At 71.9% G+C, this 25,412-nt stretch carries 17 protein-coding genes; 6 read left to right on the top strand and 11 right to left on the bottom strand.

Annotated elements, in window-relative coordinates:
* The first annotated feature begins 16 nt into the window (after positions 1–16).
* The 3 genes from Mam01_RS02030 (at position 17) to Mam01_RS02020 (ending at position 3,787) form a co-directional block, all read left to right on the top strand.
* Positions 17–1,861, top strand: coding sequence for a cellulose binding domain-containing protein (locus Mam01_RS02030; protein WP_239100960.1), 1,845 nt, complete (start codon positions 17–19; stop codon positions 1,859–1,861).
* 139 nt (positions 1,862–2,000) lie between these two features.
* Complete coding sequence (locus tag Mam01_RS02025) at positions 2,001–3,152, top strand: sensor histidine kinase (RefSeq protein ID WP_204283666.1); 1,152 nt, start codon at positions 2,001–2,003, stop codon at positions 3,150–3,152.
* Positions 3,149–3,787, top strand: coding sequence for a response regulator (locus Mam01_RS02020; RefSeq protein WP_150933100.1), 639 nt, complete (start codon positions 3,149–3,151; stop codon positions 3,785–3,787). The genes Mam01_RS02025 and Mam01_RS02020 overlap by 4 nt, the downstream gene beginning before the upstream one ends.
* A gap of 6 nt (positions 3,788–3,793) precedes the next feature.
* On the opposite strand, the gene Mam01_RS02015 is transcribed toward Mam01_RS02020, so the two are convergent.
* Together Mam01_RS02015 and Mam01_RS02010 are read right to left on the bottom strand one after the other, a co-directional pair.
* Complete coding sequence (locus Mam01_RS02015; protein WP_204283664.1) at positions 3,794–5,224, bottom strand: M1 family metallopeptidase; 1,431 nt, start codon at positions 5,222–5,224, stop codon at positions 3,794–3,796.
* A 139-nt stretch (positions 5,225–5,363) separates the two neighbouring features.
* Positions 5,364–8,204, bottom strand: a complete 2,841-nt coding sequence (locus tag Mam01_RS02010) for a M14 family zinc carboxypeptidase (protein WP_204283662.1) — start codon at positions 8,202–8,204, stop codon at positions 5,364–5,366.
* Between the two features lie 384 nt (positions 8,205–8,588).
* Here Mam01_RS02010 and Mam01_RS02005 point away from each other — a divergent pair, with 384 nt between their 5' ends.
* Both Mam01_RS02005 and Mam01_RS02000 read left to right on the top strand, forming a co-directional pair.
* On the top strand, positions 8,589–10,490 hold the full coding sequence (locus Mam01_RS02005; protein WP_204283660.1) for a serine/threonine-protein kinase: 1,902 nt from the start codon (positions 8,589–8,591) through the stop codon (positions 10,488–10,490).
* A gap of 92 nt (positions 10,491–10,582) precedes the next feature.
* Positions 10,583–12,268, top strand: a complete 1,686-nt coding sequence (locus Mam01_RS02000) for a serine/threonine-protein kinase (RefSeq protein ID WP_204283658.1) — start codon at positions 10,583–10,585, stop codon at positions 12,266–12,268.
* Between the two features lie 126 nt (positions 12,269–12,394).
* On the opposite strand, the gene Mam01_RS01995 is transcribed toward Mam01_RS02000, so the two are convergent.
* Genes Mam01_RS01995 through Mam01_RS01985 form a run of 3 tightly spaced genes read right to left on the bottom strand, consistent with a single transcriptional unit; the run spans position 12,395 to position 14,458 of the window.
* Positions 12,395–13,324, bottom strand: coding sequence for an RluA family pseudouridine synthase (locus tag Mam01_RS01995; protein WP_117410369.1), 930 nt, complete (start codon positions 13,322–13,324; stop codon positions 12,395–12,397).
* Complete coding sequence (gene lspA / locus Mam01_RS01990) at positions 13,317–14,090, bottom strand: signal peptidase II (protein WP_204283656.1); 774 nt, start codon at positions 14,088–14,090, stop codon at positions 13,317–13,319. Before lspA ends, Mam01_RS01995 begins: the two co-directional genes overlap by 8 nt.
* A complete protein-coding gene (locus Mam01_RS01985) occupies positions 14,063–14,458 on the bottom strand; it encodes a TraR/DksA family transcriptional regulator (protein ID WP_204283654.1) in 396 nt (131 codons plus the stop codon). Before Mam01_RS01985 ends, lspA begins: the two co-directional genes overlap by 28 nt.
* Positions 14,459–14,993: 535 nt before the next feature.
* On the opposite strand from Mam01_RS01985, the gene ileS reads away from it, so the two are divergent.
* Complete coding sequence (ileS, locus tag Mam01_RS01980; RefSeq protein WP_204283652.1) at positions 14,994–18,167, top strand: isoleucine--tRNA ligase; 3,174 nt, start codon at positions 14,994–14,996, stop codon at positions 18,165–18,167.
* Positions 18,168–18,566: 399 nt separating this feature from the next.
* Here the strand turns inward: ileS and Mam01_RS01975 are convergent, their stop codons facing one another.
* The 6 genes from Mam01_RS01975 to ftsZ all read right to left on the bottom strand — a co-directional run bounded on the left by Mam01_RS01975 (position 18,567) and on the right by ftsZ (position 25,301).
* The gene (locus Mam01_RS01975; RefSeq protein ID WP_204283650.1) at positions 18,567–21,029 is read right to left on the bottom strand and encodes a hypothetical protein; all 2,463 of its coding nucleotides are present in this window, start codon (positions 21,027–21,029) and stop codon (positions 18,567–18,569) included.
* Positions 21,030–21,074: 45 nt separating this feature from the next.
* On the bottom strand, positions 21,075–21,938 hold the full coding sequence (locus Mam01_RS01970; protein WP_150933094.1) for a DivIVA domain-containing protein: 864 nt from the start codon (positions 21,936–21,938) through the stop codon (positions 21,075–21,077).
* Between the two features lie 49 nt (positions 21,939–21,987).
* Positions 21,988–22,278 (bottom strand): YggT family protein, encoded by a 291-nt coding sequence (locus Mam01_RS01965; protein ID WP_150933093.1) that lies wholly within the window; start codon positions 22,276–22,278, stop codon positions 21,988–21,990.
* An 83-nt stretch (positions 22,279–22,361) separates the two neighbouring features.
* A complete protein-coding gene (locus Mam01_RS01960; protein ID WP_150933092.1) occupies positions 22,362–22,889 on the bottom strand; it encodes a cell division protein SepF in 528 nt (175 codons plus the stop codon).
* A gap of 135 nt (positions 22,890–23,024) precedes the next feature.
* Positions 23,025–23,723, bottom strand: coding sequence for a YggS family pyridoxal phosphate-dependent enzyme (locus tag Mam01_RS01955; protein WP_204283648.1), 699 nt, complete (start codon positions 23,721–23,723; stop codon positions 23,025–23,027).
* A gap of 99 nt (positions 23,724–23,822) precedes the next feature.
* Positions 23,823–25,301 carry a cell division protein FtsZ gene (ftsZ, locus tag Mam01_RS01950; protein ID WP_204283646.1) on the bottom strand — a complete coding sequence of 493 codons (1,479 nt, stop codon included), beginning with the start codon at positions 25,299–25,301 and terminating at the stop codon, positions 23,823–23,825.
* Between the last annotated feature and the right edge of the window lie 111 nt (positions 25,302–25,412).

Below are 25,412 nucleotides of genomic sequence, written 5' to 3'. Positions count from 1 at the left end.
TCGAAGGAGCTCCTCCATGCACGCCTCGCTCACAGGCCGGCGGCGCGTCGGACTGGCCCTGCTGACGTCCGCGGCGCTCGCCGCCGCGTCGGTCACGGCCGTCACCGTCGCACCCGCGTCGGCCGCGACATCCGCCACCGTGACGGTGAACACCGGCACGAGCCTGGGCACGATCCCCGCCGCCGGGCACGGGGTCAACGTCGCCGTCTACGACGGGAACATGAACAGCGCCCCCATCGCGGGCCTGCTGCGCGACGCCGGTTTCACCGCCGTCCGCTACCCCGGCGGCTCGTACGGCGACATCTACCACTGGAAGACCAACACCGCCGACGGCGGCTACGTGGCGCCGAACACCGACTTCGACACCTACATGGGCACGGTGCGCTCGGCCGGCGCGCAGCCGGTCATCATCGCCAACTACGGCTCGGGCACCGCGCAGGAGGCCGCCGACTGGGTGAAGTACGCCAACGTCACCAAGGGGTACGGCGTCAAGTACTGGGAGATCGGCAACGAGGTCTACGGCAACGGCCACTATGGCTCGGGCTGGGAGCAGGACAACCACTCCGACAAGAGCCCCAAGGCGTACGCGAACAACGTGCTGCAGTACATCTCGGCCATGAAGGCCGTCGACTCCTCCATCAAGATCGGCGTGGTGCTCACCACCCCGGGCGGCTGGCCGGACGGCATCGTCGGCTCCGGCGACAGCGCCGACTGGAACAACACGGTCATGTCGATCGTGAAGGACAAGGCCGACTTCGTCATCGTCCACTGGTACCCCGGCGCCACCTCGGCCGCCGACAGCCTCGGCAAGGTCTCGCAGATCTCGACGATCACCAGCACGGTCCGCTCCCTGATCTCCAAGTACGCCGGGAGCAGGGCGTCGAGCATCGGCATCTCGGTGACCGAGCTGAACCCCAGCTACCAGCTCACCACCGCGACCGCCGCGCTGTTCGCCACCGACAGCTATCTGACGTGGTTCGAGAACGGCGCGATGAACCTCGACTGGTGGAACCTGCACAACGGGACCAGCCAGGGCCCGGCCACCGGTGATGACGGGACCCCCGACTACCACGACGAGGGCATCCTGTCCTCCGGCGCCTCCGGCGAGCCCGCGGCGAACACGCCGTTCCCGCCGTACTTCGGCCTGTCGATGGTGGGTAAGGCCGGGTCGCCGGGCGACACCCTGGTCAAGGCGTCCTCGTCCACCTCGCAGCTCGCCGCGCACGCCGTGAAGACCTCGAACGGGGTCAACGTCGTGCTGATCAACAAGGACCTGAACAACTCCACGACGGTGTCGCTGTCCTACTCCGGCTTCTCCCCCGGCAACGCGGCGACCGTCGTGCAGTGGCGCAAGGGCGCCACCTCGATCAGCACGAGCAGCGCGTCGTCGGCCACCTCGATCACGCTCCCGCCCTACTCGGTCACCGTGCTCAAGGCGAGCGGCGGCGGCACGTCGTCGCCCTCCCCGTCGCCGTCGCCGTCCGCCTCGCCCTCGCCGTCCCCGTCTCCGTCGGTCTCGCCGTCGTCCTCGCCGTCGGGCTCCCCCAACCCGGGCCAGGGCTGCACGGCGACGTACACGGTGACCAACTCCTGGCCGGGCGGGTTCCAGGCCGAGGTGACGGTGAAGAACACCCGGACCAGCGCGATCTCCGGCTGGACCGTCGGCTGGTCGTACCGCAACGGCCAGACGATCAGCTCCTCCTGGAACGCCACGGTGTCCCAGTCGGGGGCCGCGGTCACCGCGAAGAACGTGAACTACAACGGCTCCCTGGCGGCCGGCGCGTCCACGTCGTTCGGCTTCACCGGCAACGCGACCGGCGCGAACGACGTGCCCTCGCCGGTCACCTGCTCCGCGACTTAGACCTGCTCGCCGTGCCTCTCACCCTGCCCCGCCCGTACGAACGCGGGCGGGGCACGGGTGTGCCTGCGGCGGCGGCATGACTCCGGTCATGGTCCCGATGGCGGGTTGCATCCGCACCGTGGCGATCTAGGGTCGGAGCATGGCGGGTTTCGACTGGCTTCGGGACGCCGACCGGCCGTTCCTGTTCAACCTCGTGTTCTGGGCGGTCACGGCGGTCATGGCGGCCGGCCTCGTGCAGGCGGTGCTGCTCGGCGTCGGCAGCGTGCTGGAGTATGTGCTGTTCGCCGCCAACCTCGGGCTGGTCGTGGCGCTGTGGCCGCTGCTGCCCTGGGACCGGGCGGAGGGCCGCCGCTGGGCGGCCCCGCTGTTCCTCGTGGCGACCACCATGCTGGGCATCAGCGGCGCCTACAGCACCCAGCTCCCCCTGATCCTCATCGCCGTGGCCAACCTGGCCTTCATCTACAGCATGCGGGCCGCGACGATCATCCTGTCCTGCCTCGCGGTGGTGATGTTCGCGGCGGTCCCCCTGATCTTCCACAAGACCGTGCTCGACGGCCTGCAGGAGATGGGTCTCGGCGCGGTGCTCGCGGCGTTCGTGCTGGGCATGACCTCCTCCACGCTGGCCGCGCGGCGCAGCCGGGAGGAGGCGCGGGGGCTCCTCGAACGCATCAGGGAGCTGGCCGTCGCCGAGGAGCGGGCGAGGATGGCGGCGGAGATGCACGACTCCGTCGGCCATCACCTGACCGTCGTCAAGATGGGCCTGGAGAACGCCGAGCGCTTCCGGGAACGCCGCCCCGACGCCGCCTGGGAGGAGGTCCGCCAGGCCAAGGAGCTCACCGTCGAGGCGCTGGCCGACGCCCGGCGCTGGGTGCGCGCGCTGCGCCCGCTCGCGCTGGACGGCCGGGTGGGCAGCGCCGCGCTCGAACGGCTCGCCGCGTCGTTCGACGGCACCGGCATCAGCGTACGGTTCGAGGTGCGGGGCGAGGAACGGCTCCTCACGCCCGACGTCGAGCTCGTCCTCTACCGGGTGCTGCAGGAGGGGCTCACCAACGCGCTGCGGCATGCCGGAGCCGAGCACGTGCGGGGCACGCTCACCTTCGGCGACGACCGGGTCGTGCTCGTGGTCAGCGACGACGGGAAGGGCCGCGACGACCGGTCGTCCGGCGGCTTCGGGCTAACCTCGCTGGCGGACCGGGCCAGGGCGCTCGGCGGCACGCTGACCGGCGCCAACGCGACGCGCGGCGGGTTCGAGCTGCGCGCCGAGCTGCCGCTCACGGAGGTCGTGGCATGACGCGGGTCAGGGTGGTGCTGGTCGACGACCAGGCGCTCATGCGCCAGGGGCTGCGCAAGCTGCTGGAAGTCGAGGACGGCGTCGAGGTCGTGGGCGAGGCGGCCGACGGGTACGAGGCGCTGCTGGTCATCGGCGAGCGCCGCCCCCACGTCGCACTGGTGGACATGCGGATGCCGGGCATGAACGGCGTGGAGCTGATCACCCGCCTGGCCGCCGAGCACCCGCAGGTGGCCGTCATCGTGCTCAGCACCTTCGACGAGGACGAGTACATCTTCGGCGCGCTGCGCGGCGGCGCGACCGGTTACCTGCTCAAGGACTGCTCGCCCGAGGAACTGGTCACGGCCGTCCACCGGGTGAGCCGCGGGGAGACGGTGCTGGGCAGCCCGGTGGCCGCCCGGCTGGTCGCCGAGCTGCGGCAGCTCCCGCTGCAGGGCTCGGCCGGCTTCCCCGGGCGGGAGCTGTTGTCGGAGCGCGAGCTGGAGGTCGCGCGGATGGTGGCCGCCGGGGCGGCCAACCGGGAGATCGCCGCGCGCCTTTCGATCAGCGAGGGCACGGTGAAGAACCACGTCTCCAGCGTGCTGCGCAAGCTGGGCCTGCGCGACCGGATCCAGCTCGCCCTGCGGCTTCGATCGTGAACCGGCTCACCAGGCGGTGGGCTTGCCCTTCTGGTAGAGCCACACGTCGAAGAACGCCTTCAGGTCCAGGCCCGAGACCTTCTCCGCCGCCCTGACGAAGTCGGCGGTGCTGACGGTGCCGTACCGGTGCTCGGTGGCCCAGTCCTTGACGAGCTTGAAGAACGCGGTGTCGCCGATCTTGCCGCGGAGCGCGTGCAGCGTCATCGCGCCCCGGTTGTACGGCACGTTGCCGAACATGTCCTCCGGGCCGGGGTCGGCCGTGGCGATCTGCCAGAACGACGAGGTCGCCGCGCGGCCGTAGTTGCTTGAGCTGTTGAACGTCTGCTGCGCCGTCGCGCCGCCGCTGTGCTCGGTCCAGAGCCAGGTCGCGTACGTCGCGAAGCCCTCGTTCAGCCAGATGTCGGACCACCTGCCGAGGGACACACTGTCGCCGTACCACTGGTGGGCGAGCTCGTGCGCCATCGTGCCCACGCTGGGCGCGCTGGAGAAGATCGGCTTGGTCTGGCTCTCCAGGGCGTACCCGACGTCGGGCGCGCGGTCGATGATCGCGCCCGCCGTGTTGAACGGGTACGGCCCGAAGACCGAGGAGAAGTACTCCAGGATGTCGGGGATCCGGGCGACGGCGTTCGCCGACTGCGTCACCAGGCGCGGGTCCACCGCCGTGTAGACGGGGATGCCGCTGGGAGTGGTCGTCTCGCTGACCGTGAAGTTGCCCAGGGTCACCGTGGCGAGGTAGGTCGCCATCGGCTCGGCCGAGTCCCAGACGAACGTGGTCTTCGCGTTCTTGGTCGTCTTCGAGACCAGGCGGCCGTTGCCGACGACCGTGACGCCCTCGGGGACCGTCGCGCGGAAGGTGAACGTGGCCTTGTCCTTCGGGCTGTCGTTGGACGGCAGCCACGCCGGGGCGCCCTGCGGCTCGCCCGGCACGAACACGCCGTCGTCCGTCGGCACCCAGCCCTCGATCGACTCGTCCGGGTCGGTGATGACCGGCGGGGTCCCCTTGTACGCCACCGTGACGGTGAAGGTCTCCCCGGTCTTGAGCTTCGGCCGCGGGGTGATCACGAGCTCCTGCCCGTCCCGGCGGAACGCGGCCGGGTGCTTGCCGACCTTGAGAGACGTGATCTCCGGGCCGCGGAAGTCGAGGTCGAACTGGTCGAGGTCCTGGGTGGCGACCGCGGTGATCACCGTCGTGGCGTCCAGGATCCTGGTGGCGGGGTCGTACGCGAAGGTGACGTCGTAGTGCCGCACGTCGAACCCGCCGTTGCCCTGGTCGGGGAAGTACGGGTCGCCGAGCGAGGGGGCGCCGGCGGAGTAGCGCGGCTCCCCGGGGTTTCCGGGCGCCGCGAGGGAGGCGGTCGCCTGGGTCGCGGTGAGCAGCGCGGCCGCGAGCGCCGCGCCGCCGAACCGCGCCGCCCGGCGGGTACGAGGCGATGTCATGGGGGTCCTTTCGATGGTCCGGCTCGATGTTTCCGGCTCGGTGCTTCCGGCTTCGGTGCTTCCGGCAGGACCGGGCGGCCGGAGGCCGGCCGCCCGGTGAGGGTGCAGGGTTGAGGGTGCAGGGTGACTGTGCGGTGGATCAGGCCACGACGGAGCGGAGCGGGATGCCCGCCGCGCCCAGATCGCGCACCAGGTCGCGGACGAAGGGGTGCTCGTCGGCCGCCAGGCCGTCCGGGTTCGGGATCGTGACGTACGCCGAGTCTCCCGCCGTCGCCGTGCTCGCCGCGCCGGTGTACCGGGCCACCACGGCCTGGGTGCGGGCGAGGTCGGCGCCGGCCACCTCGATCACGATCGGCCGCCACTCACCGCCCAGGTTGGGCGGTTCCTCCGCCTTCGCCGCGGCGGCGCGCAGCGACTCCACCGCCGGCCCGCCGGGCGTCGGGGCCGCGAGGGTGCGCTGCTGCGCGGCGGGCGCCCCGGCCGGGTAGAGCAGCGCGTTCGCGAGGAGGTGGATGCCGTTCTCGTTGTACGCCCGGAACAGCGGGTTGTAGGCGAACAGCACGGCGTGCCCGGCGCCGTTCGGCTCGTCCACGAGGGAGGCCGTGCCCTTGAGCGCCTCGGCTCCCACGGTGTAGCCGTTGGACCAGAACGTGTCGCCGGACGGATAGGTGAGCACGTTCACGCCGGTCTGGCTCGGGTTCAGGATGGGGTCGCCGTTGTTGAACTGGAAGTCCTCGGCGGGACGGCCGAGCGCGACCGGGCTGCCCGCGCTCACGTCGACCCGGAAGTGCGAGCCGATGACCTGGTAGCCGGTCGGCTTGGCCTTCTCGGTGGTGGAGGTGAGGCCCGCCGCCCGGGCGACCCGGGTGCCCTCGTTGCGCAGCCCGACGTACGTGCCGCCCGCGGCCACCCACTGCCGGAGGTTGGCCAGGCCCTGCGCGGTCAGCCCGCCGTTGGAGCTGCTGCCGTCCGGCACGAGCAGGACCGTCCGCTCCGTGAAGGCCGGGGTGTTGCCGTTGACGTCGGCGGTGGTGACCGGCGTGAGGTCCAGGCCCCAGCGGGCCCCGAGCACGTACCGCGCCTCGCCGTACGACCCGGAGGTCGTGGAGACGCCGGTGCCGGCGAACAGGCCGACGTCGGGCGTGCGCAGCGCGGGGCCGGAGACCTGCCCGGGCCGGCCCTCGACGGTGACGCCGAGCGATTCGGCCAGCTTGTCCAGCTCGTCGCGGCTGATCGCGGTGAGGGGCAGGCCGACGAGCCCGCTCCTGGTGTCGCGTGTCAGCGGGATTCCCTTGGCGAGCAGCCGGAAGGTCAGCTCCGACGCGGCGGCCGAGTCCATCGGGTAGGTGTAGGACCCGCCGCGCTGCGCCCCGAAGGCCACGCCGCCGTCGATGTCCCTGACGGGGTCGGCCTTCGGCGACACCGCGTCGCCGGTGGTGATGGTGTCCACCCCCGCGAGCAGCGGGTTGCTCCACGAGGAGACGTCGTAGAAGTACGGGAACGGGACGTACGGGTCCTCACCCATGACCGCCTGGATCCAGTGCTTCTGCGGCTGGTCCATCGGGATCCAGTAGGCGCCCTCGGGCACGGTCACGTCGCGCGCCGTGCGCCCGCCGAACACGTGAGCGGTCGGCACCTGAACGGGCTTCTTCACCCGGTAGACCTCGACGTCCATGCGGCGGAGCCGCTGGACCAGCCTGCGTACGTCGCCGAGTTGCCGGCCGGGCAGCAGGAAGTAGGACCGGATCGTGATGTCGGGCACCGGGAACCGGACGGTGTTCGTGGGCTGGACGACCTCGTTCGGCTCCAGGGCGCCGGCGGCGCCCTCGGCGAGCGCGGTCCGCCAGATCGAGAAGTAGCCGTCCAGGACCTCGCGCCGGTTGTCGGCGGCCCAGCCGGTGGTCGCCCACTGGGTGTTGAACTGCTGCTGCACCCGGTCCTCGACGGCCGAGGTGCTGCCCTTCTCGAACGTCATGCCGGCGGCGCCGAAGCCCGCGGCCGGGACGCTGTCGCCGTACCCCATGTAGAACAGGTCGTACGTCGCGTAGTTGAAGTAGCACTCGGTGGTGACCGCGCCGCCGCAGGCACCGTTGTAGCCGAAGCCCGCGGCGTTCGCCGCGCCGATTCGGTTGATCCAATTCACCGGCTGGTCGGCGATCTCGTGGTGGATCGGGTCGGCGTTCGGCGGGAAGAAGTACTGCCGCCCGCCCATCTCGTGCGCGTCGACGAAGACCTGCGGCGGGTACGCCCGCAGCATGTCGATCTTCGCGTCGGTCTCCGGCTGGGTGCGGGCGAACCAGTCCCGGTTGAGGTCGAACCCGAAGTCGTTCTGCCTGCGGTTCGCGTCGCGGCCGTCCGGGTTCTGGGTGGGCACGATGACCGTGAGCAGGTTGTCGTTGCGCTTGACCACGTCGCAGGACAGGCCGGCGGCCAGTTCGTACAGGGTCTTGAGCGCCGCGTCGGCGCCGCTCTTCTCACCGCCGTGGACGTTGCCCGCGATCCAGACGATGGCGGGCGCCTCCTCGGCGATCCGCGCGGCCTTGTCCGCCCGCAGCGTCCTCGGGTCGCGCAGCGAGCGGATCTGATCGGTGATCTTCTTCAGCTGTCCCGGGACCACGTGGTGGGCGTCGGACACGATGGCGTAGGGCAGGCCCTGGCCGGACACGCTGCGCGCCATCGTGCCGGTGACCACCCGGTCGGAGGCGCGCCCGACGGCCTCCACATATTTCGTGATCTCTTCGGTCGTGAGCACCCGGGGCTGTCCCTTGCCCAGCGGGAAGCCGAAGAACTGTTCGGGGGTGGGCACCGTGTCCAGGTGCGCGCTCGAATCACCGCACGGCGCGGGGGGTTTCTTTCCGGCGGCCGGATCGGCCTGCGCGGGCGGGACCGGCGTCAGCGCGAGCGCGGCCGACACCAGGACCGCGGCGCCGAGCGCCATGCCATAGGGGGATCTTCCGCACATGGTCGTGCGCAACCGCATTTCGCCTCCAGGCGGGGGACGGGATGTCTCGGGGGGAGTTCCGTCCGGGAAACGACAAAGTCACTGCGGACAGTATTAGAGGGGAATGACCGGACAAGAGTGGCAGGATGTGTCGAAAATGCCACGATGTAACGAGAGAAAGTGTGAGATGTGACGTTTTCGCAGGTCAACGCAATAAGACAGGGCCAAATTCACCTTTATAACGCGCCATAACGACTGCGCATCGGGTTCGCCCACGCCGGCATGCGGTGGCGGCGGCACGGCGTGCGCACGTCCCCACCCCCGCCCGTCCTCCCGGCGCCCTCCGGTGCCGGGGATTTCCGGCACGGCGAACGGCCGGCCGTCCGCCTGTGGGACCATTCAGGGGGTTTCGAGGAGGGACGGGTGGACGAGGAGCGTCGGGTGGCGGGCAGATATCGCCTGCTCGAACCGATCGGCCGCGGGGGCATGGGCGTCGTCTGGCGTGCCCATGACGACCTGCTCGCCCGCACGGTGGCCGTGAAAGAGGTGCTCTACCATCCCACCTCCGAAGAGGACCGGGACACGTTCAACCGGCGGACGATCCGCGAGGCGCGGGCGGCGGGCCGCATCGACCATCCCAACGTCGTCGTCGTGCACGACGTCATCGAGGAGGACGGCCGGCCCTGGATCGTGATGCAGCTCGTCCAGTCGCTCTCCCTCGGCCAGGTGCTGCGCGACCAGGGCCCGCTTCCGCCCGACCGGGTGGCCGCCATCGGCCTGCAGGTCCTCGACGCGCTGTGCACCGCGCACGCCGCCGGCGTGCTGCACCGGGACGTGAAGCCGGAGAACGTGCTGCTCAGCGGGGAGACCCGGGTCGTGCTCACCGACTTCGGCATCGCGACCATGCCGGAGGAGACCGGGCTGACCATGACCGGGGGCATCACCGGCACTCCCGCGTTCCTGCCGCCCGAGCGGCTCAACGGCTACCTCGCGACCCCCGAGTCCGACCTGTGGTCCCTCGGCGCGACGCTGTACGCCGCGGTGGAGGGCAGGACGCCGTTCGACCGCAACTCGGCGGTGGCCACGATGGCCGCCGTGCTGCACGACGATCCCGCGCCGCCCCTGCGGGCGGGGGCCCTCACGCCCGTGCTCGAAGGCCTGCTGCGGAAGGATCCCGCTCACCGCATCTCCCCGGCCGAGACCGCCGCCCTGCTCAACGCCGCGATAGCGGCCGGCCCTGGACCGGCGGCCGCCGCGCCTCCGCCCGGCTCCTGGCGCCCGAACCCGTCCGGCCCGCAGCAGTCGTCCGGCGGTCCCTGGCAGCAGACGCCCTCCGGATCTCCGCTACCGCCGGGTGGCAGTCACTGGCAGCCGAACCCGTCCGGGCCGCAGCAGCCGTCCGGTGCGCACTGGCAGCAGACACCGCCCGGCGCCCAGCCGTACGGCGGGTCCTGGCACGGCGCGCCCCCGGGTCCGGGGCAGCCCGGCTCCGGCGCGTACGGCGCCGCCTCCACGCACCCCCCGCACTCCCTGCCCCCTTCTCCGCCGCAGTCCCCCGCCCGGCGCGGCCCGGCGGGCAGAGTGGCCCTGCTGGTCCTGATCCCGGTGCTGCTCGTGGGCGTCGTCGCGGGCGGGTGGTTCGGCTACCAGAAGCTCGCGACGGGGCCGGCCGTCCGGGACTCCGCGTCGGCCTCCGAGAACGGCACCACCGGAGACACCACGGGCGACTCCACTGGCGACTCGGCGGGCGACTCGACGTCGGACGGCGCCGGCGAGCCGAGCCCCCACACCGGGACCTCCTCCGGACCTCCGTCGCCCGAGCAGTCAGCAGAGCCGTCCCGGGAGCCGTCCGCGAAGCCGTCTCCGCGTCCGCCCGCCACGCTGCCCGCCGGCTGGAAGGTCCACCGCGACCCGCTGGGCTTCTCGATCGCCCTGCCCTCCGGCTGGGTCCCGTACGGCAGGGAGGCCACGCGGGTGCGCTTCCACGCCCCGAACGGCCGCGACTACCTCCAGGTGGACCTGACCCCCTGGGAGACCGACGACCCGGTCAGCGCCGTGCGCACGGTCGAGGAGGCCTCGACCGAGAAGGGATACCTGCGCGGCTACGAACGCATCGGCATCACGCCGGGCACCTACCTGGGCGTGCCCTCCGCCGACTGGGAGTTCACCCACATGGTCAGCGCCGGGAAGGTGCGGGTGCTCGACCGCGCCTTCCGGCTCGGCGACGGCCGGTGCATCATGCTCTACTGGCAGGTCGCGGACACCCGCTGGACTTCCGGGTTGTCGTACTTCAAGGCCTTCGCCCGCACCTTCCAGGCCAGTTGACGATCCAGCCGACGTGTGCGGGCCGGAACGCATTTGTCCCAGAACGGTAACGATGTCGCATGTGTTCCCCCAAGTGGGGTAGCGCGACAACCATGGCTGAAGCGCAGACCTCCGAACGTGTCGTGGCAGGACGCTATCGCCTGATCGAGCCGCTGGGGCGGGGCGGTATGGGCACCGTGTGGCGAGCGGTCGACCAGGTGCTCGAACGCGAGGTCGCCGTCAAGGAGCTCCACCAGTCGGCCGAGATGACCGGGACCGAACGGGACGTCTTCACCGTCCGGACCTTCCGGGAGGCCCGGGCGGCCGGACGGCTCAGCCATCCGAACGTGGCGGCGGTGTACGACGCCTTCGAGGAGGGCGGCTACCCCTGGATCGTGCTCGAACTGGTCCCGTCCCGGACGCTGGGATCGGTGATCCGCGAGGAGGGGCCGCTCCCGCCACGTCGGGTGGCGGAGATCGGCTCGCAGGTGCTGGCCGGCCTGCGCGTCGCCCACGCGAACGGAGTGCTGCACCGGGACGTCAAGCCCGACAACGTCCTGCTCGCCGAGGACGGCCGGGTCGTGCTGACCGACTTCGGCATCGCGGCGATGGAGGACGACTCCCCCGTCACGCGCACCGGGATGCTCGTCGGAACGCCGGCGTTCATCGCCCCCGAACGGGCGGCGGGACGGCAGGCGCAGCGGGCGTCCGACCTGTGGTCTCTCGGGGTGACGTTGTTCCTGGCCGTGGAGGGGCGCTCGCCGTTCAACCGGGGTCACGCGCTCGCGACGCTGGCCGCGGTGATGTACGAGGACGCGGGCCCGCTGCACCGGGCCGGGCCGCTGGCCCAGGTCATCGCGGGGCTCCTCGTCAAGGACCCCGATCTCAGGATGACGGCCGACCAGGCGGTGCTGCACCTGCACGCGGTGGCCACCGGCCGGGTGACCGACCCGGTGGTGCCGCGTCCCCGGCAGGCGCCCCGTCTCGCCCGGTTCGTGCCGATGTTCGACCAGGGCGGCGCGACCGCGCCCACCCCCGTTCCCGTGTCCGTCCCCACGCCCCTGCCCGCGTCCGTCCCCGCACCGGTCACCGGCCACACTTTCACCCCCACGCCGCCTTCCGCGACGGTCTCGGCGAACCCGCGCCGCAGGCCCTGGGCGGTGGCGGTCGGAACGGGCGCGCTCGTCGCCCTGGTCGGGGTGGCCGCGGGCGCGGCGGCCTTCGCGACCGCCCGGACGGCGGGCGACCCCCGGGCCGCCGCCGTCGTCAGCGTGCCCACCGTGACCGTCTTCGCGACCAAGACCGCCAAGCCCGCGCCCGGCGACGCCGGGGGCTCGGCGGCCTCCGGATCCACGGACGGCGCCTCCGGCCGTACGGCGACCAGACCGGTGGCGAACTCCAGGGGCGGCTCCTACAGCGGGAACGGGCGGCGGACGCAGGAGAACCACGGCGGCAGGTCCGCGGAAAGGTCGAACACCGCGAACAAGCCCAAGCCGAAGAGCCAGACGAAGCCCGGCGATAAGGCCAAGGCCCCAAAAGGCAAGCCCGCCGAGGCGGGCCACGGCACGCGGAAGCCCGCCAAGGGCCCGAACGCCGGCGCGGCCCAGCCGCCCACCGGCAAGGGCAACCAGGGCACGGGAACCTCTGGAAACTCCGGCAAGGGAAACCAGGGCACGGGCAACCCGGGAAACCAGGGAAACGGAAAGGGCACCGGTAACGGCAACGCGGCCGGGGCCGGCGACGTTTCCGGGGACTTCCCGGACGGTTACACCCAGCCGGAGACGGACTGGGACGCCTGACTTCCGGACGCCTCGCCGGGCGCGCCATGGCCGCCGCCCGGACATTGATCGATCAGCACGTCCCCCGCACCTGACATCTCCCGGCGAGACGCCTCGCTCGCCGGAACGGGGGACCTGGAGGCGGCGTCAGCCCTCGTCGCCGAGGATCTCCAGCGCGCGGCCCAGGTCGTCGGGGTAGTCGCTGGTGAACGTCATCCACTCCCCCGTCGCCGGGTGCTCGAACGACAGCGACACCGCGTGCAGCCACTGCCGGCGCACGCCGAGGCGGGCGGCCAGGGTGGGATCGGCGCCGTAGAGCAGGTCGCCCACGCACGGATGCCTGAGCGCGGCCATGTGGACCCGGATCTGGTGGGTCCGGCCGGTCTCCAGCTTGATGTCGAGCAGCGACGCCGCCCGGAACGCCTCGATCGTGTCGTAGTGGGTGACCGAGTCCTTGCCCCCCGCCACCACCGCGAAGCGTCCGTCGCCTGAGGGGTGCCGGTCGATCGGGGCGTCCACCGTACCCCGCAGCGGGTCCATGTGCCCCTGGACGAGCGCGTGGTAGCGCTTGTCGACCGTCCGTTCCTTGAAGGCCCGCTTGAGGTGCGTGTAGGCCCGCTCGCTCTTGGCGACGACCATGACGCCGGTGGTGTTGGCGTCGAGCCGGTGGACGATGCCCTGCCGCTCGGCCGCGCCGCTGGTGGAGACGCGATGGCCGCCGCCGAGCAGGCCGCCGATCACGGTGGGGCCGGTCCAGCCGACGGTGGGGTGCGCCGCCACCCCGATCGGCTTGCTCACCACGACGACGTCGTCGTCCTCGTACAGGATCGTCATGCCGGGCACGGGCTCGGCCACGGGCATCGGGGCGGCGGGGGGCGGCGGGATCGTGACGTCCAGCCAGGCCCCGGCGTGGACGCGGTCGGACTTCGCCGGGACCGCGCCGTCGACCAGCACCTCCCCGGCGGCGATCAACTCGGCCGCGCGGGTGCGGGAGAAGCCGAACAACCGGGCCAGGGCGGCGTCGAGGCGCTCGCCCTCCAGCCCGTCGGGCACCGGCAGACTGCGGCGGTCACCCATCGGCCCGCTCCCTCGACCGGTCCCCCGCCTGCTCCCGGACCTGCTCCCGGACCTGCTCCCGGGCCTGTTCGCGGGTGTCCGCGAGGACCTCGCCCCGGCTCTCGCCCTGGGTCGCCGCACGGACCTCTTCGCGGCTCTCGTTCCCGGACGGCTCCGCGGCGTGCTCCGCGACGCTGCGGCCCGCAGCCCCCTGCTCCGCGCCGGTCCCGGAGGTCTCCTCCTCGATCTGGCGGGTGCCGTCGATCTGGTAGCCGCGCCAGGCCAGGAACACCGCGAGCACGCCGCCGCAGACGATCGCCGAGTCCGCGACGTTGAACACCGGGAACCGGGTGACCGGGAACACCTGGATGAAGTCGACCACGTGTCCCTGGAACGGCGCCGGCGACCGGAAGATGCGGTCGGTCAGGTTGCCGACGGCACCACCGAGCAGCAGTCCGAGCGTGATCGCCCAGGGCAGGCTGCGCAGCTGCCGGGCCGTACGGACGATCGCGACGACGACGGTAAGCGCGATCACCGTGAACACGATCGTCATGCCGGTGCCGATGCTGAAGGCGGCGCCGGCGTTGCGGATCACGGTCAGGACGAGCGCGCCGGGGACGACGGTCAGGGGCTCCTCGTGCTCCAGGAACTTCACCACGAGAAACTTGCTGATCTGGTCGAGCGCGTAGATCACCGTGGCCACGACGACGAGGAGGGCGATCCTCCGCGCCCGGTTGGGCCTCGCCGGGTCGGCGCCGCTCAGCGGCGCTCCTCCCGCTGCTTGCACGCTACGCACAGCGTCGCCCTCGGGAACGCCCGCAGGCGCTCCTTGCCGATCGGCTTGTGGCACGATTCGCACTCTCCGTATGTCCCTGCGTCGACGCGGGCGATCGCCCGCTCGTTCTGCGCGAGCAGGTCGCGCGCATTCAGGGTAAGGGCGATCTCGCGCTCCCGCTCATAGGTCTTGGCCCCGGCGTCCGCCGGATCGTCTCCCGCTCCCTGGCTCACGTCCCCCGAGGCGAGCTGCTCCTCTGCCCTGGCGATGTCGGCGCGCAGCTCCTCGATCTCGTGCCGCAGCCGCTCCCGGACCCCGGCGAGCTCCTCGGCGGACCAGACGTCGTCACTGATGGCGGTTCTCGCCGTGCGGATCGTCATTGCGGGCCTCCCCTTCGCACAGGAGCACTTCGACCAGGTTTGGGAAGCATAGGTCGCCGATAACGAATCGGCAACGGGCTCGCCGAGGCCTTTACCCCATCCGTACCCGAATGGCACGTTCGGCCAGTTCCTCCCGGTGTCCGCGTATGTTCCTCCGACGTATTCCCCCCTCAGGCCGGATCTCACCCGGGTCTCGCCCACCGTCGCCGGTCTCCACCCGTATATCGGGAAGCCCGCACGGCCGGTCCGCGTTATCCTCGTAGTCTGCAAGGCGTTGATGGGGACGAGTACCTCCGCATCCGCCCGCTCAGCGACCCGGGGACGGTGTGAGCCCGGGGCGGGCCGCGGCGAGAAGATCACCCCGGAGCCGCCGGAAGAAAGGCCTTCGGCCGAGTAGAACCGGCAGCGGCAGCGAAACGAGAGGGCGTCCGGCAGCGGGCGTCAAGAAGGGTGGTACCGCGGAGCCTTCCCGGGCTTCGTCCCTTCACGCGTGAACCAGCACTGTCAGCCACCGCGTGGAGGGTCACACCCGACGATGTCTTCCCACTACTTCCGCTCACTTCCCGCGCAGGTCGACCTGCCGGCCCTCGAACGAGAGGTCCTCGAACGCTGGCGGGACGGGAAGATCTTCGAGCGATCCCTGGAACAGAACGCCGCCGGCCCCTCCTGGGTGTTCTACGAGGGCCCGCCCACCGCCAACGGCATGCCGGGCGTCCACCACGTGGAGGCCCGGGTCTTCAAGGACGTCTTCCCCCGCTACAAGTCGATGCGCGGCTACCACGTGCCCCGCAAGGCGGGCTGGGACTGCCACGGCCTGCCCGTCGAGGTCGCCGTGGAGAAGGAACTCGGCCTGTCCGGCAAGCCCGAGATCGAGGCGTACGGCATCGCCGAGTTCAACGAACGCTGCCGCGAGTCGGTGCTGCGGCACGTGGACGCGTTCGAGGAGATGACCGAGCGGATGGGCTACTGGGTCGACATGTCCCAGGCCTACCGCACCATGGACCCCCAGTACGTCGAGGCCGTCTGGTGGTCGCTCAAGGTCGTCTGGGACAAGAACCTGCTGTTCCGCGACCATCGGATCACGCCGTACTGTCCCCGCTGCGGCACGGGCCTGTCCGACCACGAGCTCGGCCAGCCCGGCGGCTACGAGACCGTCTCCAGCCCGTCGGTCTACGTCCGGATGCCCGTCGTCTCCGGCCCCCTGGCCGACCTGGGCGCCACCCTGCTGATCTGGACCACCACCCCCTGGACCCTGGTGTCCAACACCGCCGTCGCCGTGCACCCCGACGTGACGTACGTCGCGGCCCGGCGCGGTGACGAGGTGCTCGTGGTGGCCGAGCCGCTGCTGCGGCGGGTCCTCGGCGAGGACGCCGAGGTGCTGGCCACCTACCAGGGCGCGGAGCTGGAGCACACCGCCTACCGGCGGCCCTTCGACCTGGTGGACATCGAGAACGCCCACTACGTCGTGCTCGGCACGTACGTCACGGTCGAGGACGGCACCGGCCTGGTCCACCAGGCGCCGGCCTTCGGCGCCGACGACATGGCCGTCTGCAAGCAGTACGGCCTGCCGGTCGTCAACCCGATCGGCCCCGACGGGCGCTTCGCGCCGGACGTGCCGTTCGTGGGCGGGCTGTTCTTCAAGGACGCCGACGAGCCCCTGACGGAGAACCTGCGCGAGCGCGGCCTGCTGTTCCGCGGCGAGCACTTCGAGCACAGCTACCCGCACTGCTGGCGCTGCCACACCCCGCTGCTCTACTACGCGCTCCCCTCCTGGTACATCAGGACCACAGCGGTCAAGGACCGGCTCCTCGCCGAGAACGAGGGCACGAACTGGTTCCCCGAGACGATCAAGCACGGCCGGTACGGCGAGTGGCTCCGTAACAACGTCGACTGGGCGCTGTCGCGCTCCCGCTACTGGGGCACGCCGCTGCCGCTGTGGGTCTGCTCGGCCGACGAGGACCACGTCACGTGCGTCGGCTCGCTGAAGGAGCTGGGCGAGCTGGCAGGCCGCGACCTGACCGCGCTCGACCCGCACCGCCCCTTCGTCGACGACGTCACCTTCCCCTGCCCGGCGTGTCAGGCGGAGGCGCGCCGGGTGCCGGACGTGATCGACGTCTGGTACGACTCGGGCGCCATGCCGTTCGCCCAGTGGGGCGCGCCGCTCGTCAACCAGGACGTCTTCGAGAAGTCCTACCCGGGTCAGTTCATCTGCGAGGCGATCGACCAGACCCGCGGCTGGTTCTACTCGATGATGGCCGTCGGCACGCTGGTCTTCGACCGCTCGTCGTACGAGAACGTGCTGTGCCTCGGGCTGATCCTCGCCGAGGACGGCCGGAAGATGAGCAAGCACCTCGGCAACGTGCTGCGGCCGATGCCGCTGATGGACCAGCACGGCGCCGACTCCCTGCGCTGGTACATGGCCACCTCCGGCTCCCCCTGGGCGCCCCGGCGGATCGGGCACGCCGCGCTGGAGGAGATCGTCCGCAAGGTCCTGCTGACCTACTGGAACACCGCGTCGTTCTTCACCCTCTACGCCAACGCCGAGTCGTGGTCGCCCGCCCGGATGGCCGACGCGCCGGCGTACGCCGACCGGCCGCTGATCGACCGGTGGGCGCTGGCGGAGCTGCACCGCACGGTGACGGAGGTCACCGCCTCGCTGGAGGAGTTCGACACGGCCCGGGCCGGGCGGCGGCTCACCGAGTTCCTGGACGACCTTTCCAACTGGTACGTCCGCCGCTCGCGCCGCCGTTTCTGGACGGGCGAGGCCGCCGCCTTCGCGACGCTGTACGAGTGCCTGGAGACCGTCACCCGGCTCATGGCCCCGCTCGTGCCGTTCCTCACCGACTATCTGTGGGACGCGCTGCGCGACCAGGACGCCCCGGCCTCGGTGCATTTGGCGTCCTGGCCGGAGGCCAACGCGGCGCTGCTCGACCCCGAGCTGTCGGAGCGGATGGCGCTGGTGCGCCGGCTCGTGGAGCTGGGCCGGTCGGCCCGCGCCTCCTCCTCGGTCAAGACCCGCCAGCCGCTCGGGCGGGCCCTGGTCGGGGCTCCAGGCTGGGCCGCGCTCCCCGGCGAGCTGCGCGAGCTGATCGCCGACGAGCTGAACGTCCAGCGGCTGGAGGACCTGTCCGGCTTCTCCGCCGACCTGGTGACGTTCACGGTCAAGCCGAACTTCCGCAGCCTCGGCAAGCGGTTCGGGTCGCAGACGAAGCTCGTGGCCTCCGCCGTGTCGGCCGCCGACCCGGCGGAGCTGGCCCGTGCGCTGCGCTCGGGCGGCTCCGCGACGGTCGAGGCCGGGGAGCTGGGCACGGTGGAGCTGGGCACGGACGACGTGATCGTCACCGAGCAGCCGAAGTCGGGCTGGGCCGTGGAGACCGGGGCGGTCGACACCGGCACCGGCGAAACCGTGGCCCTCGACCTGGCGATCACCGACGAGCTGCGCCGGGCGGGCCTGGTGCGCGACGTGATCCGGCTCGTCCAGGAGGCCCGCAAGTCCACCGGCCTGTCCATCACCGACCGCATCGACCTGTGGTGGTCGGCGGACGGCGAGCTGGCCGGGGCGCTGCGCGAGAGCGGGGCGGCCGTCGCCGAGGAGGTCCTGGCGGCGAGCATGACCGAGATCACCGGGGGCGATGACGGCCCGGACGAGGACCTGCCGGTCCACGAGGACACCGACCTCGGCCTGTCCTTCCGGCTCCGCAAGGCCTGAACGAGCTGGGCGGTGTCCGGCGACCTGCCGGGCACCGCCCGCCTTTCCCCGCCCCCGATGGCCGGTCACCCGACCGGCCCCATCGCGCTTTCAGTCGGGATGTGCGAGCACGCCGCCCTCGCCGCGCCTCCGGGTGGAGGGAGAACGGCGCGGGACCGGGAGTCGACCCTCAGACGTCCACCGCACGCGTCATCCCGTGCGACCAGACGTGCACGCACGTGCTCGACCGCCTGGACGAGGAGGACAGCGGAGGCCGGTCCACCATGGGTGGCGGCAGAGGTGGCCGGGGGTGGCAGGAGCCGTCTCCGGCCCGATCGGGCCGCGAGGATCAGCCGCCGTTCCGGGCAGAGGTGGGCGGGGGTGGCAGGAGCCGTCTCCGGCCTGGTCTGGCCGCGAGGATCAGTCGTTCCGGCAGACCGAGCAGGGGGTGAGGCCGGACGCGTCGGCCTCGGCCCGCGTCATGGTCTCCACACCGCTGTCGTCGATTCCGCTGACCAGGGGGCATTCGGCGTTGTGGTAGCGCCGCGTGCCGATCATCACCCGCACCCGCGCGTCCCCGTCCCGGTCCGCCTCCCGGTCCTCGTCTACGGACGCCCCGGCGGGCTGACCGGCGTCTTCGGCGTCGCCGGCATCATCGGCGTCGTCGGCACTGCCGGCGTTAGCGGCTCTCTCGGCCACCGCGCCGCTCTTCCCTGCGCCGCCGCTCTTACCCGCACCGCTCTTACCCGCACCGCCGCCTGTATCGCCGTCGTCGTCCGCGGCTGACGTGACGCCCGCGTCGCCCCCGGATGTGGCGGGGGCGGGCTTTGAGGTGGTGGGGCCGGCGGATGCCTCGAACCCGGCGCGCCCGGATTCGGTGGTCTCCGCCGGCTCCACCGGCTTCTTGCCCGGCGCCTTGGTCTCACCGGGCGTGGCGGAACGGGAGGAAGCGTTCTCCCCCGGGTCCTCGCCTCCAGCGGCGTTGGCCGGCGCCGGGTCCCAGGGCCGGACCTTGCCAGGCCTGAACCAGTCGTGTTCCGCCGTGTCGGTGATCGACTCGTCCGTCTCGTCGTCGGCCCGGCCGGCTTCGTCCCCGGTGCCGGACGGCGACCAGGACCGCACGGACCAGGACGACACAGAAGACGCCGAGGACCCGGCCGCTCCGGACGATGTGGATGATGCGGACGACCCTGACGGTTCCGACGACCCGGTCGACGGGGTACCGGACGCCGGGCTCGCGGCTCCGGACGGCTTCGACGTGCTCCGTCCGAACCAGTCCACCGGCGTGTGACCATCGACCTCGTCATCGGTCCCGCCGGACGACTTCTCACGCTTTTCGTCCGTCTTGTCCGGCCCTGCCGACGAACCGGCCGCGGACGGCCGGGACGCGGGCGACGAGGTGGCCGACGAACCGATGCCAGACGAGGCCGAACCGGACGCGCCGGCGCCAGGAGACGCGGTGCCGGAAGACGCGGTGCCGGAAGACGCGGTGCCGGAGGTCTTGGTGGTGGACGTCCCAGCGCCGGAAGACGCGGTGCCGGGCGACGCGCTGCCGGCTGCCTTCGTGCTCGCGGACTCCCCGCCGGACGCCCGGGTGGCAGAAGTCTCACCGCCGGAGGATGCGCCGCCCACCGCACCACCGAAGGCTCTGGTGCTCTCGGCTTCATCGCCGGACGCGGTGGCGCCGGAGGACGCACTCCCGGCGACAGAGCCGGAGGACGTGGCGCCAGAGGTCTTGGTGGTGGACGTCCCAGCGCCGGAAGTCGTGCTGCCGGAAGACGCGGCCCCGGAGGAGGCGGCGCCCGATGCCGCAGCTCCTAATGCCGCAGCCCCGGGTGTCGCGGCCTTGAACGCCGAGGTGCCGGACGGGCGGGCGGGCCCGGACGGGCGTGATCCCTGCACGCCGGTCTCGGGGAGCCCGGCCACGGGCGGCTTGGGGTCGGCAGGCGCGGAACGGGGCGTCTTCGGGTCGGTGGCCGCGGGCGCCCCTGCGGGGCGGGGGGTCGTCGTGGGTCCGGCTTCGGCACCAGGAGCGTCGGCGCGGAGAGCGGCGTCACTCACAGCGCTGTCACCCGGGGCCGCTTTCCCCTGGGCCGCGCCGTCAGCGGCCGCGTCACCAGAGGCTGTCTCTCCGGGGGTTGCGTCACCAGAGGCTGTGTCGCGAGAGGCTGTGTCGCCGGGCGCCGCGTCGGCCCGGACCTTGTCGTCGCCGGGGGCGCTGTCGCGGGGTGTGGGCTCCTCCGGCCCCGCCGTACGGGCGGAGATCTCGGGAAGGCAGGTGGTGCAGGGGGTGAAGCCCTCCTCGCGAGCCTCCTCGTAGGTGAGCTCCTCGGTCTCGCGCCCCGCGAGCTGGCGGCAGGTTGCCAGGTGGAAACGCCGGCGTCCGGGGATCACCAGGACGATCGCGTCGGGGGCGAGGCCGCGGCCGGAGGTGGCCGGCGGCCGGGAGACCGGCGCCGTCCGCTGGGAGGGCTGCGGCGGGAAGGGCTGCGCGGGGAACGCCTGGGAGGGGAAGGGCTGTCCTGGGAAAGGCTGGGGCGGCACAGCCCCGTGATGCGTGACCGGTGGTGCCGCCACCATGGGCGTCGCCACCGGGTGCGCCGGTGCCCCGGCGAGGGTTCCGCCGTACGCCCCGCTCATGGCGCCCACGGGGGCGAGCTGGGACGCGGTCGAACCCTGGGGGGTGGGAGCGGTCCCCTCGGCGGCACGCCCGCCGGACGGGAACAGCTCGTGGCGCCTCAGCAGTGCCCCGATCAGCAGACAGACCGCCGACAGCACACTGACGACGATCGACCACATCACTAGGGTGGGCGTCCCCAGCACGACGCCCGCGATGAGCAGGACGATGGCGGCGAGGACGAGTGCGGCACTGATGAGGATCACGGGGGTTCTCCGAGCTACCGGGTCCCTGCTGGGACCCGCCACTGCTTACCGGCGGTCGTTGTGGGGGCCGTCGGGACCGGGGAAGGCGCCGGAGTGCTGGGGAGGCTCCTGGGCGAACGGGTTGGGCGCGCCCGCGGCCTGCTGCGGTCCCGGCGCGGCGGCGTGGGCCATGGCCGGACCGCCACCGAGGATCGGGAAGGGCCCGCTGCCCTCGGCGGACACGTTCAGCTTGCTGAGCTGGTCCTCCAGGAACAGCTTGAGGCGGCTGCGGTACTCGCGCTCGATGATCCGCAGGTCCTCCACCTTGCGCTCGATCTCGTCGCGGGTCTGCACCAGCGTGCCCATGGCCTGGCGGTGCCGCTCCTGGGCGTCGCGCTCCAGCGTCTCGGCCCGGGCGCGGGCGTCGCCGATGATCTGCTCGGCCTGGCGGCGGGCCTTGCCGAGGATGTCGTCGGCCTCACGCCGGGCGCGGGTCACCGTCTCGTCCGCCTCGCGGCGAGCGTCGGCGATGGCCTGGTCGGCCGTCTGCTGCGCGAGGGCGAGCACGCGGGCCGCGGTGTCCATGTTGTCCTCGGCGGGCGGCAGGCCCATGCCGACCGGCACCGGCTCGGGGCGCACCGGCTCCGGAGGCTTGATCGGCTCCGGCTGGGGGGCCATCATCTCGGGCTTGGGCTCGGCCACGGGAGCGGACGCCATCTGCATCTGGCCCGGCATGCCCATGCCGCCGGGGACCTTGCCCCTGAGGCACTCGGCCAGCTTCGCGCGGAGTTCCTCGTTCTCCTGGATGAGACGGTCAAGCTCGGCCTCGACCTCGTCGAGGAACGCGTCGACCTCCTCCTCGTCGTACCCCGGCCTCAGCCGGGTGGTACTGAACTGCTTGTTCCGCACATCAGCGGGCGTCAACGGCATTTGGGTCTCCTTGGCGCGCTTGGAGTCTGTCCGGTAGAGCGGTACCCGATCAACGTGGAAGCGCGTTCACGACTTGGATCAAGACCAAAACCACAATGAACAGCACTGTGAAGCTCAGGTCAAAGGCCACCGTACCCAACCTGAGGGGCGGAATGAAACGGCGGAGGAACTTGAGGGGTGGGTCGGTCGCCGTATAGGTGACCTCCGCCAGCACCAGGACGACCCCCGTGGGCCGCCAGGCGCGGGCGAACGCCTGCACCGTATCTATGATCATTCTGCCGATCAGCAGAACCAGGTAGAGGGTCAGGGCGATGACCAAGATCTCGCTAATGATCCCCACGGTCGAGCCCCGCCTCCCCTCGGTTCCGCCGCCTGCGGGCCGCACGGGCACCGCTCAGCTCTGCACTGTTCATGTATGGAACTCTAGCTCTGGTTGAAGAAGCCGCGTTCCGCGATTCTGGCCTTGTCCTCGGCGGTCACCTCAACGTTGGCGGGGGACAACAGGAACACCTTGTTGGTAACACGTTCGATGCTGCCGTGTAGGCCAAAGACGAGACCTGCCGCGAAATCGACAAGGCGCTTGGCGTCGCTGTCGACCATCTCTGTCAGATTCATGATGACCGGCGTGCCCTCTCGGAAGTGCTCGCCGATCGTGCGCGCCTCGTTGTACGTGCGCGGATGCAGGGTGGTGATCCGCGCCAGATCGGTCGTACGGCGCTCCAGCACGGCCGTGGGGGGACGCGGGGCCGGGACGGACGTCTCGGTGTCCTCGTCGCGCTCCGGAGCCCCGGCGTGCGCACCGGAGGATGCGGCGAAGCCGCGCCGCGGCGACTCGTACTCCTCGTCGCCGTAGTCCTCGTCGGTGCCGTACTCCGCCGTGTACCTGTCTTCGTAGCGGTCGTCCTCCACGAGACCGAGGTAGACCGCCATCTTGCGCATCGCGCCGGCCATCGCTCGTCGTCCTCCGCGTTTCTGGTGCCTACAAGGTCCCTGGGGAAGGCCAGGGCGGTAGCCGTACCCCCCTTGGAGCTCACCGCTGATCGACCTCTACCTGGAGCGCGGACACCATGGTCCACTTGGGGGACATTACCTGACGAAGGGCTTTCTGCGGCCGAGCAACGCCGTACCGACTCTCAGGTGTGTCGCGCCGTTCGCGATGGCTTGGGGGATGTCTCCGCTCATTCCGGCCGATATCACGTCCGCGTCGGGGTGGTCCTCGCGGAGACGCCCGGAGACGGCCCGCAGCCTGGCGAACGCCGGCGCCGGGTCCTCCCCCAGCGGTGCGACCGCCATGACCCCCCGCAGCCGCAGCCCCTCGGTCTTCGCGACGAGTTCCGCGAGGGCGGGCACCTCCTCCGGCCGCGCGCCGCCCCGCCCGGCTCCCTCGTCGAGGGAGACCTGGATGAGGCAGTCCACCTCGCGCCCGGCCCGTACGGCCTCGCGGCCGAGCGCCTCCACCAGGCGGGGACGGTCGACCGAGTGAACCATGTGCGCGTAGGCGACGACGGAGCGGACCTTGTTCGACTGCAGCTGGCCGATGAAGTGCCAGGTGAGGCCGAGGTCCGCGCAGGCGGCGGCCTTGCCCGCCGCCTCCTGGTCGCGGTTCTCACCGACGTGCGAGACGCCGAGACCGGCGAGCAGCCGGATGTCGGAGACCGGGTAGGTCTTGGTCACCGCGATGAGGGTGAGCTCCTTCCGCGACCGGCCGGCCGCCCGGCACGCCTCCTCGACGCGCCTTTCGACCTCGGTTAAGGCGGCGGCCAGCTCCTCGCGCCGGTCACTCACGGACCACGCCCGCGGGCGTCCGCCCCGTCGCGCCCCTCACCCCGGCCACGCCGGGCGGGCCGGGCGGGCCGGGCGGGCCGGGCGGGCCGGGCGGGAAGGTCACTTGAGGAAGTCCGGCACGTCGAGCTCCTCCTCCTGCTCCTCGAACACCACCGGACGCCGGGGGCCCGGCTGGGAGGTGCGGGAGGTGATCGGAGTCGGCGGCTCGGGTGTGGGCCTCGGGATCGACACCGGGCCGGCGACGCCCTGGTCACGCCCGCCGTCGGCCGCGTCCCGGGGGAACGGCGTGACTCCCTCGGCCTGCTGTGCCTGCGGCGCGGCCGCCTGCTGGGCGGGCTGGCCCACCGGCTGGGCCGGCGGCGGCACGGCGCTCGCCTGCGGCTGGGCCGCGGCGTTCATGGCGGCCTGTGCCGTGGCCGGCTGCATGGTGCTTGCCTGGATGGGGGCGGGCGGCGGCGTGGGCGCCGAGGTGGGCGGCGTCACGGAGCCGGCCGGCCGTACGGAGGGCTGGGCCGGCTCCGGGCGCGGCTCCGGCCGGACCGGCGCCGGGGTGGCGGGGCGCGCGGGCTGGGCCGGCGCCGGGCGGGCCTGCTGCGGCCGCGCCACCGGAGCGGCCACCGGCTTGACCGGGGCGGGCTCGTCGAACCCGGCCGCGATGACCGTCACCCGCACCTCGTCGCCGAGCGCGTCGTCGATGACCGTGCCGAAGATGATGTTGGCGTCGATCGCGGCGGCGTTGCTGACGAGCTGGGCCGCCTCGTTGATCTCGAAGAGGCCGAGGTCGGAGCCGCCGGCGATGGACAGCAGCACGCCGTGGGCGCCGTCGATGCTCGCCTCCAGCAGCGGGCTGGAGACGGCCATCTCGGCGGCGGCGACCGACCGGTCGTCGCCCCGCGCGTGGCCGATGCCCATGAGGGCCGAACCCGCGCCGGACATGACCGACTTGACGTCGGCGAAGTCCAGGTTGATCAGACCGGGCGTGGTGATGAGGTCGGTGATGCCCTGCACACCGGACAGCAGCACCTGGTCGGCGGCCTTGAAGGCGTCGAGCACGCTCACCTGGCGGTCGGAGATCGACAGCAGCCGGTCGTTCGGAATGACGATCAGCGTGTCGACCTCCTCGCGGAGGGTCTCGATGCCGGCCTCGGCCTGCATGGCCCGGCGCTTGCCCTCGAAGCTGAAGGGCCGGGTGACGACTCCTATCGTGAGCGCACCAAGTGAGCGGGCGATGCTGGCCACGACCGGCGCGCCGCCGGTTCCGGTGCCGCCGCCCTCGCCGGCGGTGACGAAGACCATGTCGGCCCCCTTGAGGACCTCCTCGATCTCCTCCCGGTGGTCCTCGGCCGCCTTGCGGCCCACCTCCGGGTTGGCGCCCGCGCCGAGGCCTCGCGTGAGCTCGCGCCCCACGTCGAGTTTCACGTCGGCGTCACTCATCAGCAGCGCCTGGGCGTCAGTGTTGATGGCGATGAACTCGACGCCCTTGAGTCCCTCCTCGATCATCCGGTTGACGGCGTTCACTCCGCCGCCGCCGATGCCGACGACCTTGATGACCGCGAGGTAGTTCTGCGGTGCTGCCACGACGAGGGGCCTTTCCGCTCGTTTGCGTTTCATGCGGGCAGGGCCCGCCGTCTCTTCTCTTGAACTCTCACCCTCAAGTTGAGATTTAGAGTTATGTCAACCTGAGGATTG

This window comes from Microbispora amethystogenes (genome assembly GCF_016863015.1).
GTDB lineage: Bacteria > Actinomycetota > Actinomycetes > Streptosporangiales > Streptosporangiaceae > Microbispora > Microbispora amethystogenes.
This window is presented reverse-complemented; position numbering and strand designations above follow the sequence as displayed.